The organism is Limimonas halophila (assembly GCF_900100655.1).
Classification (GTDB): domain Bacteria; phylum Pseudomonadota; class Alphaproteobacteria; order Kiloniellales; family Rhodovibrionaceae; genus Limimonas; species Limimonas halophila.
Genome location: NZ_FNCE01000018.1, coordinates 21107 through 27480, shown reverse-complemented (window position 1 = coordinate 27480; position 6374 = coordinate 21107). Strand labels below are relative to the sequence as shown.

Annotated in this window: 7 protein-coding genes; 6 read left to right on the top strand and 1 reads right to left on the bottom strand. The window is 73.1% G+C overall.

The window, feature by feature from the left end; genetic code table 11:
* Positions 1 to 437: 437 nt before the first annotated feature.
* The 6 genes from BLQ43_RS13710 to BLQ43_RS13685 all read left to right on the top strand — a co-directional run bounded on the left by BLQ43_RS13710 (position 438) and on the right by BLQ43_RS13685 (position 5444).
* Positions 438 to 1151: a Crp/Fnr family transcriptional regulator gene (locus BLQ43_RS13710; RefSeq protein WP_090022352.1), complete on the top strand. Its 714-nt coding sequence runs from the start codon at positions 438 to 440 to the stop codon at positions 1149 to 1151.
* Between the two features lie 239 nt (positions 1152 to 1390).
* On the top strand, positions 1391 to 2062 hold the full coding sequence (locus BLQ43_RS13705) for a YfbR-like 5'-deoxynucleotidase (RefSeq protein WP_090022347.1): 672 nt from the start codon (positions 1391 to 1393) through the stop codon (positions 2060 to 2062).
* An 86-nt stretch (positions 2063 to 2148) separates the two neighbouring features.
* A complete protein-coding gene (hpnC, locus tag BLQ43_RS13700; protein ID WP_090022344.1) occupies positions 2149 to 3033 on the top strand; it encodes a squalene synthase HpnC in 885 nt (294 codons plus the stop codon).
* Entirely contained in the window at positions 3030 to 3926 is an 897-nt protein-coding gene (gene hpnD / locus BLQ43_RS13695; RefSeq protein ID WP_090022340.1) for a presqualene diphosphate synthase HpnD, read from the top strand. The genes hpnC and hpnD overlap by 4 nt, the downstream gene beginning before the upstream one ends.
* 11 nt (positions 3927 to 3937) lie before the next feature.
* Positions 3938 to 5203, top strand: a complete 1266-nt coding sequence (gene hpnE / locus BLQ43_RS13690; protein WP_090022336.1) for a hydroxysqualene dehydroxylase HpnE — start codon at positions 3938 to 3940, stop codon at positions 5201 to 5203.
* 10 nt (positions 5204 to 5213) lie between these two features.
* The gene (locus tag BLQ43_RS13685; RefSeq protein WP_090022332.1) at positions 5214 to 5444 is read left to right on the top strand and encodes a DUF3565 domain-containing protein; all 231 of its coding nucleotides are present in this window, start codon (positions 5214 to 5216) and stop codon (positions 5442 to 5444) included.
* 3 nt (positions 5445 to 5447) lie between these two features.
* Here BLQ43_RS13685 and BLQ43_RS13680 read toward each other — a convergent pair whose 3' ends face one another.
* Entirely contained in the window at positions 5448 to 6368 is a 921-nt protein-coding gene (locus tag BLQ43_RS13680) for a dihydrodipicolinate synthase family protein (RefSeq protein ID WP_090022329.1), read from the bottom strand.
* Between the last annotated feature and the right edge of the window lie 6 nt (positions 6369 to 6374).

The following is a 6374-nucleotide window of genomic DNA, read 5'->3' as shown; positions in this document are numbered from 1 at the left end:
CGATGGTTGAGTCCGTCACGGGGACCCGGGGGCCCCCACCGGCTCGGGCGTATTGGATGCGCCTGTCAGGCCAACGGACGCCTTCCGAACGCGATGGTTGGGTCCGTCACGGGAACCCGGGGCGCCCCCCACCGGCTTGGGCGTATTGGATGCACCCGTCAGGCCAACGGACGCCTTACCAAACGGGATGATCGGGTCCGTCACGGGGATCGGGGAAGCCTGCACCAGCCTGGGCGTATTGGATGCACCCGTCAGGCCAACGGACGCTGCCGAAACGCGATACGCGAGTCCGTCATTGGGACGGTCGCCGTCAGCGCCCGTGACCGCACCGGGCGGTGGACACACCGCCTTCGTCTGCGGCGTCATGGCGGCATACGCTGTCCGTTCGTTGCCGCGCACGGATGGGACCGAACCGACGCGCATTCTGGAGTGCGCTTATGGCGGCTTCCGACCACGGCGCCCGGCGCCGCACGCTCGCCGGGATCGAGATCTTCCGCGACACCGACCGCGACGACCTCGCGCGCATCGAGCAGCGTTGCCGCTGGCGCAGCTACCAACCGGGGCAGAGCGTCATCGAGCGCGCGGCGCCCACGCACGAAGTCCACTTCGTCGTCGCCGGCGCGGTGCGCGTGGAGGACCACGCCGCCTCGGGCCGCGTCGTGAGCTTTCAGGACGTCCGCGAGGGCGGCCTCGTCGGCGAGCTGGCGGCCATCGACGGCGGCGAGCGCTCGGCCTCGGTCGTGGCGGTCGAGCCCACCACCACGGCCGCCCTGGACCCGCGCAGCTTCCTCAACCTGCTGGCCGACCACCCCGAGGTCAGCCTGGCGACGATGCAGCGGCTCGCGGACATGGTGCGCCAGGCCAGCGGGCGCATCATGGAGCTGAGCACCGTGGGCGCGCACAACCGCGTGCACGCGGAAGTCCTGCGGCTCGCCCGCGAGCGCGCCGGCAGCGACGGCGAGAGCGCGCGCATCTCCCCGATTCCCGCGCACGCCGACATCGCCAGCCGCGTCTCCACCACGCGGGAGACAGTTGCCCGCGTGCTCAGCGAGCTGAGCAAGCAGGACCTCATCCGGCGCGAGCGCAACGCCCTGGTCGTGCCCGACCTGCCTGCGCTGACCGAGCTGGTGGAACGCGCCCGCGCCGAATAAGGGCACGGGGTGTGATCGCCGTCACGGCGCGGACCATCCGCCCGTGCCAGGGTGTTGGACATGACGGGTCGGTCGCACCGCCATCCACCCGTCACACATGGTCCGGCGGGCACGCACCCCGCCCTGCCATCGAACCCCCCCGGTGCATGCGGCCAGAGCCACCCCTCTGGCCGCATTTTTCCGCGGGCAGCCCGAGCCTGCATTGGCGTTCCCCGACGCGCGCGCCTACGTTCCGGGCAATGACCGCACGCACCTCCCGCTCTTCCGCCAAGGACCCCGGCAGCGGCCGCCCGCGCGCATGGCAGCGCATGCTCAGCGGGCGCCGGCTGGACCTCGTGAACCCCTCCCCGCTCGACATCGAGATCGACGACATCGCCCACGGGCTGTCACGCGTCGCGCGCTGGAACGGCCAGACCTACGGGGAGTGGCCGTTTTCCGTGGCCCAGCACGCCCTGTTGGTGGAGCACATCGCGGGCAAGCTGCGCACCAGCACGCCCAAGCGCTGGCGCCTCGCCATCCTGCTGCACGACGCGCCGGAATACGTGCTCGGCGACCTCATCACGCCCTTCAAGGCGGCGATGGACACCGACTACAAGCAGCTGGAGAACCGCCTGGAGACCGCGATCCTGCTGCGCTTCGGCCTGCCCGGCGAGCTGCCGGACTGGGTGCGGCGCCTGTGCAAGCGCGCCGACACGGCCGCCGCCTACCTGGAAGGCACGCAGCTCGCCGGATTCGACCCCGACGAGGCCAAGCAGATCTTCGGCCGCCCGCGCGAGCTGCGCCGGATCAGCGCCGACGCGGACCTCACCCCCTGCCCGCCGCAGGAGGCCAAGCGGCGCTTTCTGGCGCGCTTCGCCGAGCTGGCGCCGCCCGTCTACCACCCCACGCGCCGGGCCACACGAAGCGCGTGAGCCGGTGGCCGCCCGTGCGCGCCCCTGTTAAGCTTCGTGCCCGCTTGGAGCCAGCCGCGATCACCCAGCCGGACGACACAGGCCGCATGGAAACGCCCTCCGGGAAATGGGCCGGGGACGAGAACTTTCCCGTCGCGTCCAAGCTCATCGCGCGGCCGCTGCGGCCGCACGTCATGGCCTATTACGCCTTCGCGCGCGCCATCGACGACATCGCCGACCACCCCGAGCTGTCGCCCGACGACAAGGTGGCCCGCCTGGACGCCTTCGGCCGCGCGCTCACCGATCCCGAGGCCGACGATCCCGCGCTGGCCACCGCGCACCGCCTGCGCCAGAGCCTGACGGCGACGGGTGTGCCGGCGCAACACGGCCTGGACCTCGTCACCGCCTTCAAGCAGGACGCCGTGAAGGGCCGCTACGACGGCTGGGACGACCTGCTGGGCTACTGCCGCTATTCCGCCTCGCCCGTGGGCCGCTTCCTGCTCGACCTGCACGGCGAGGACCGGGCGCTCTGGCCCTACAGCGACGCACTGTGCGACCTGCTGCAGGTGCTCAACCACCTGCAGGACTGCCAAACCGACTACCTGACCCTGGACCGCGTCTACCTGCCGGAACCCTGGCTGGCCGAGCAGGGCGAGGCCGTCACCGCCCTGGCGCGCGACCACGCCTCGGCGGGCGTCCGGCGGGTGATCGACCGCTGCCTGGACGGCGTGGAAACGCTGCTGCCGCGCGCCGAAGCCCTGCCCCGGCATCTGGCGGACGCCCGGCTGGCGCTGGAGTCCGCCGCGATCGTGGCGCTGGCCCGGGCGCTCACCGGGCGGCTGCGCCGCCAGGACCCGCTCGCCGTCCGCGTCGAGCTGGGCAAGCCCATGAAGCTCGCCGTCGCCGCGCGCGGCGCGCTGGGCACGCTGCTCGCCCGGCGCTTTGCCCCGGCGTCCACGCCCGACCGCCCGCGCGAGGAGCCCCGCGCATGACGCCCCCCGCCGACACCACGACCGCCGCCGACACCGCGGCCGGCGCCGATCCCCACGACCTCGTGCGCGCCATGGTGCGCAACGCCGGCTCCTCCTTCTTCTGGGGAATGCGCCTGCTGCCCCCCGACCGGCGCGCGGCCATCTACGCCGTTTACGCCTATTGCCGCGAGATCGACGACATCGCCGACGGCGAACAGCCGGAGACGGCCAAGCTCGCGGCCCTGGACGCCTGGCGCGCGGAGATCGACCGCCTGGACGCCGGCGAGCCCAGCTGCGCCATCGCGCAGGCTTTGGCGGACGCGCGCGCGCGGTTCGCCCTGCCCACCGCCGAGTTCCGCCATCTGCTGGACGGCATGGAGCGCGACGCCCGCGGCGGCGAGATCGCGCCCACCGACGACGACCTGCGGCTCTACTGCCGGCAGGTCGCGGGCGCGGTGGGGATGCTCGCCATGCCCATCTTCGCCGTGGACGACCCCCGCGCCGACGCGGAAACCTCGGCGGACATCGCGGTGACGCTGGGGGAGGCGCTGCAGCTCACCAACATCCTGCGCGACCTGGGCGACGACGCCGCGCGCGGGCGGCTCTACCTGCCGCGCGAGCTGTTGGAGGCCAACGGCGTCAGCGCGCGCACGCCCGAGGGCGTGCTGGCCGACCCCAACCTCCCGGCGGCGTGCCGCGACCTGGCGGAAACGGCCGAGGCCCGGTTCCAGCGGGCCCGCGCCCTGCTGCGCGACGTGTCGCCCACCACGGCGAAGCCGTGCCGCCTGATGCTGGAGATGTACGCGCGCCTGCTGCGGCGCCTGCGCGACAACGACTGGCGCGCGCCCGAGCAGCGGCTCAGCATCCCCAAGCGCGACAAGCTCGCCGTCGTCCTGCGCCACGGCCTGCGGTAAGCGAAAATCCCATGCGACGCGTTCACATCATCGGCGCCGGCATGGCGGGGCTGGCGTGCGCGGTGCGGCTGGCGCGCGCGGGCGTGGCCGTGCGCGTCTACGAAGCGGCCCCGCAGGCGGGCGGACGGTGCCGCTCGCTCTACGACAGCCGCCTCGAACGCACGATCGACAACGGCAACCACCTGCTGCTGGCGGCCAACCAGAACGCTCTCGCCTACCTGGACGAGATCGGCGCGCGCGACCGCCTGACGGCGCCGCCGGACGCGCGTTTTCCCTTCACCGACGTACGCTCGGGGGCGCGCTGGACGGTGTGCCCCTCCCCCGGCCGCATCCCGTGGTGGGTGTTCGCCCGCTCGCGCCGGGTGAAGGACGCGGGCGCCTGGGCGCACCTGCGCGGCCTGCGCCTGGCCTGGACGGGCCAGGACGACACCGTGGCCGACGCGCTCTACCGCCCCGGCGACCCCGTCTGGGAGCGGCTGTGGACGCCCATCACGGAATCCATCCTCAACACCGAGCCGCAGGCCGCCTCGGCGCGGCTGATGCGCACGGTGATGATGGAGACCTTCGCCAAGGGCGGACAGGAATGCCGGCCGCTGGTGGCGCTCAGCTCACTGGCGGACACCTTCGTCGACCCGGCGCTGGCGGTGCTGCGCGCGCACGGGGCCGAGGTCCACACCAAGCAGCGCCTGCGCCGCTTCGAGGGCGAGCCGGACGCCGTCACGCAGCTCCACTTCCCCGGCGGAACCGCCCCCGTCGAACGCGGCGACCACGTCGTCCTGGCGACGCCGCCGCCGGTGGCGGAGCAGTTGATCCCCTGGCTGACGGTGCCGCGCGAAACGCGCCCCATCGTCAACGCGCACATCCGCCTGCCCCACCGGGCGCGGCTGCCGGAGGGCATCCCCTTCCTGGGCCTCGTCGGGGGCACCGCGCAGTGGCTCTTTCTGCGCGAGGACGTGGCCAGCATCACCGTCTCGGCGGCGAACGAGCTGGTGAACCGGCCGTCGGAGGAGATCGCCCAGATGGTGTGGACGGACACCGCGCACGCGCTCTCGCTCGACGAGCGCTGGCAGCCCGCCATGCGCGTCATCAAGGAACGCCGCGCCACGATCGCGCAGACGCCGGAGACGCTGCGCCAGCGCCCGGGCATGCAGGGGCCGGTGAGCAACCTGCTGCTGGCGGGCGACTGGACCGACACCGGCCTGCCCGCGACGATCGAGAGTGCCGTCACCTCGGGCCAGCGGGCCGCTGAAGAGATCCTGCGCCGTCTCTCGGCATGAGCGGGGGCGGATGAGCGAACCGGAGCCGCCGCAGCGCGCCATCGTCGGGTTCCACCAGGACGACGCGGGCCACTGGGTCGCCGAGCTGGCCTGCGGCCACACCCGGCACATGCGCCACACCCCGCCGTTTCAGAACCGTGCCTGGGTGCTCACCGAAGCCGGCCGCCGCGCCAAGCTGGGCGTGCACATCCCTTGCCGGAAGTGCCGCCAGCCCGAGCGCTTCGGGCCGCCGCGGGAATGACCTTCACGCCGGTTTCGGCGCGGGCGCCAGGGCCTCCAGCTCGCCGACGCGCTGGAGCAGGCGGTCGCGCTGCTCGCCCGCCAGGTCCGTCAGCGGCGGGCGCACGCGCGCCCACTCGGGGTCGCCGCGCTCGTGCGCGATCAGCGCCTTGATGCCGGGAACCGTGGGGAAGCCCTCGACCGTCTTGCGGTAGGCGCCCGCGGCGTCCATCAGCGCCTGCCCCTGGGTGCCGCGCCACTGATCGAACGCCCGGCGCAGCCCCGCCGGGTTGGCGTTCGCGGTGGTGGTGATCGTGCCCACGCCGCCGGCATCCAGCACGTCGCCAAGCTGGCGCTCGGTGCCGATGAAGGCGCCGAAGTCGGGCAGCCGCGTAAGCACGTCGCGAGTGTAGGCGAAATCGCCGCCGGAATCCTTCACGCCCACGACGGTGTCGGGGTGCGTCTGCGCCAGCCGTTCCACAAGCGCGGGCGACCAGCCGATCCCGGCGTGTGGGGGGATGTGGTAGAGGTAGATTTGCAGGCGCGGGTCGTTCACCTGCGCGATCAGGGCGTCGACGTAGGCCGCCAGCCCGTCGTCGTCGATCTTCTTGAAGAAGAAGGGGGGCAGCAGCAGCACGCCCCCCGCGCCGGCGTCCAGGGCGTCGCACGTCAAGCGCACCGTGGTGTCGAGCGAGCAGGTGCCCACGCCCACCATCAGCCGCTCGCCGGGAATGCCGCTGCCGGTCAGGGCCGCGAGCAGACCCCGGCGCTCCTCCACGCTCAGCGAGGGGCCTTCGCCCGTGGTGCCGAAGGGCACGAGCCCGTGGCACCCGGCCTTCAGCAGGTCGTGCGCGAAGGCGGTAAACCGTGCCGTGTCGATTTGCAGATCACGGGTAAACGGCGTTGCGACGGGGGCGAGAACCCCGGAAAACGGGCCGCGAGCCATGACGGA

Bases quoted from the DNA above. Each gene is read 5' to 3' on its own strand.
- BLQ43_RS13710 (WP_090022352.1), top strand. From the start codon at position 438: ATGGCGGCTTCCGACCACGGCGCCCGGCGCCGCACGCTCGCCGGGATC.
- BLQ43_RS13705 (WP_090022347.1), top strand. From the start codon at position 1,391: ATGACCGCACGCACCTCCCGCTCTTCCGCCAAGGACCCCGGCAGCGGC.
- hpnC (WP_090022344.1), top strand. From the start codon at position 2,149: ATGGAAACGCCCTCCGGGAAATGGGCCGGGGACGAGAACTTTCCCGTC.
- hpnD (WP_090022340.1), top strand. From the start codon at position 3,030: ATGACGCCCCCCGCCGACACCACGACCGCCGCCGACACCGCGGCCGGC.
- hpnE (WP_090022336.1), top strand. From the start codon at position 3,938: ATGCGACGCGTTCACATCATCGGCGCCGGCATGGCGGGGCTGGCGTGC.
- BLQ43_RS13685 (WP_090022332.1), top strand. From the start codon at position 5,214: ATGAGCGAACCGGAGCCGCCGCAGCGCGCCATCGTCGGGTTCCACCAG.
- BLQ43_RS13680 (WP_090022329.1), bottom strand. From the start codon at position 6,368: ATGGCTCGCGGCCCGTTTTCCGGGGTTCTCGCCCCCGTCGCAACGCCG.